We start from the raw sequence: 2,065 nt of genomic DNA, 5'->3' as shown, positions 1-2,065 counted from the left end.
CCATCCACGACGACGAACCACTCGTACCGCTCGAACCGCTCGTACCGTGACGTGCTGCGCGACAAGCGCGTGGCCGGGCTGCTGCTCGGCGACCTCTAAAAAAATATAGTATCTGATGAGCACATAAGTAACGATTGCAATTGCTATAAGGATTTCCATATTCGCTAATAATTCTAAATTCAGGAACTGAAAAACGCTGAGTTTACTTGTTAAATTTACCGCAGTTGCAGAAATAACGAGAGGAAATGTAAAGGCAGCATAACTAGAATAAAAGGCACTTCTCAAAAGTTTTGTCAGCAAGCCTAAAGTTATAAAATAGATAGCTTGCGATAAAATAAATAAAAAGATAACGAATATTTTAGATTTTGCTTCTACAACAGTGAGGTATCCTACTAAACCAAGTGAACCTGGTGCCGTGATATTTGTAATCAAAGGAAGTAAAGATTTGTGCATTTTTCGTAAAATGAAAACTCTATGCATAACAATGGGAAGAAGAATAAAGTAAAAGAGTAATGTTATCCAAACCACAACTTTACCCACTTCAAGACCGAAATCTGGTGATGTTGCCGATATTACCCCAATGCCTACAAAAGTAATAAACCAGCTTGGATAAACATCATGTATTTTTAATTCTTTTGGTAGTACATGAAGATAAATAAAATACATCATTAAGATAAGATGCAAAATTAAAGCAGTCCACCAAGTAACATTCGCAAGAAGACTAAAGGCGGACAAACGTTTTAAAAATACGCTTAGTACCATTAAAGACATCGTAAAAGTTGGTGAAACAGAGGCTACAATTGGGTCATTCAAAGTCGAAATTGTATGTTTCATTGCCAGTACTATCTTGAGCAAAATTAAAAACATCAGGAATAAACCTAACATATCGTAAGAATTTCCTAAAATAGGGTAACCTTTACTGTAAAGGAGATTCCCTAAGGATATTAAACCCAAAATTAAGCCACATATCGGGAGAGGAATTTGTTTTAAAAATGATATGAATTTTGAATACATCATAAACTTCTCTTTCTATATTTTTTATTAATTCGTCTTAAATAATTGATTCGGTTCTGTTGCGAAGTTTGAAAATCAAACGCGCCCGCTCTGAACTCCAAATATCTTAGGCTGGTATTCCCATTAATACCTTGATTTCAGTAGACACCGAAAAGCCGAAGAGCGTTCCATTTCTTCGGTTCTTTTTATATATTCCTCGAATGGTCTCCATGCCCTTAATCGTGGAAGAGGCTGTACGGAGACTTTGATAAAATTTATTTCGTCGTTTAATAGGTCGATGGTCTTGTTCTATTAAATTGTTAAGATACTTCACAGTTCGGTGCTCTGTCTTAGGATATAAACCCACACTCTGTAACTTTCTAAAGGCGGAGCCAAGAGAAGGTGCTTTATCGGTCACAATTGCTTTCGGCTCACCAAACTGTTTATGGAGTCGTTTTAAGAAAGCATAGGCTGCTTGCGTATCCCGTTTCTTTCGTAACCAGATATCTAAGGTTAAGCCGTCCGCATCAATTGCACGATAAAGATAATGCCAACGTCCCTTAATTTTGATATAGGTTTCGTCCATTTTCCATGAATAGAAGGATTGTCTATTTTTCTTCTTCCAAAGATAATAGAGGACTTTGCTGTACTCTTGCACCCAACGATAAATCGTAGTATGACAAACATTTATTCCACGATCATATAACAATTCCTGAACTTCACGATAGCTTAGATTGTAACGCAGGTAGTAACCAACAGCGACAATAATGACGTCTTTTTTGAATTGTTTGCCTTTAAAATGATTCATTACTCTGTCCTCTCTGTCTTTTTTCTCAATTTTACACTAAAATAGATTTTTTGGAAAACTTTGCAACAGAACCCTTTCGGTTTTGAACCTCAAGGGGAACACTCGTTTGATAAAGCGTCTCAATGGTTGTCAGTAAATAAACAAAAACTTTTGGAAGTGTGCTATTATAAGTCATATAAGTCGTGAGCTTTCTAATGCTTAGTGCTTTAAGATTAGGATAGCACGACTTATTTATTTTCCAATGAAATTAACTAGCAATTCGGG

General features: G+C 36.3%; 2 protein-coding genes and 1 pseudogene. All 3 read right to left on the bottom strand.

Going from position 1 to position 2,065, the window contains the following annotated elements; translation table 11 throughout:
- Nucleotides 1–1,017, bottom strand: a 1,017-nt coding sequence (locus tag ABZX61_RS65755; RefSeq protein ID WP_355213239.1) for a TDT family transporter, incomplete at its 3' end; no start/stop codon positions are given.
- Between the two features lie 103 nt (nucleotides 1,018–1,120).
- Complete coding sequence (locus ABZX61_RS65750; RefSeq protein ID WP_350669396.1) at nucleotides 1,121–1,801, bottom strand: IS6-like element ISS1N family transposase; 681 nt, start codon at nucleotides 1,799–1,801, stop codon at nucleotides 1,121–1,123.
- A 73-nt stretch (nucleotides 1,802–1,874) separates the two neighbouring features.
- Nucleotides 1,875–1,976 (bottom strand): annotated as a pseudogene (locus ABZX61_RS65745) (IS982 family transposase); the annotation flags it as partial.
- Between the last annotated feature and the right edge of the window lie 89 nt (nucleotides 1,977–2,065).

The organism is Nonomuraea sp. NPDC003709, from assembly GCF_040610775.1.
GTDB classification, from domain to species: Bacteria; Actinomycetota; Actinomycetes; order Streptosporangiales; family Streptosporangiaceae; genus Nonomuraea; species Nonomuraea angiospora_A.
The sequence above is the reverse complement of the archived record's forward strand: the minus strand, read 5'-3'. Positions and strand labels throughout refer to the sequence as shown.

Excerpts from the sequence above, each read along its gene's own strand:
- ABZX61_RS65750 (WP_350669396.1), bottom strand. The coding sequence starts at position 1,801 with ATGAATCATTTTAAAGGCAAACAATTCAAAAAAGACGTCATTATTGTC.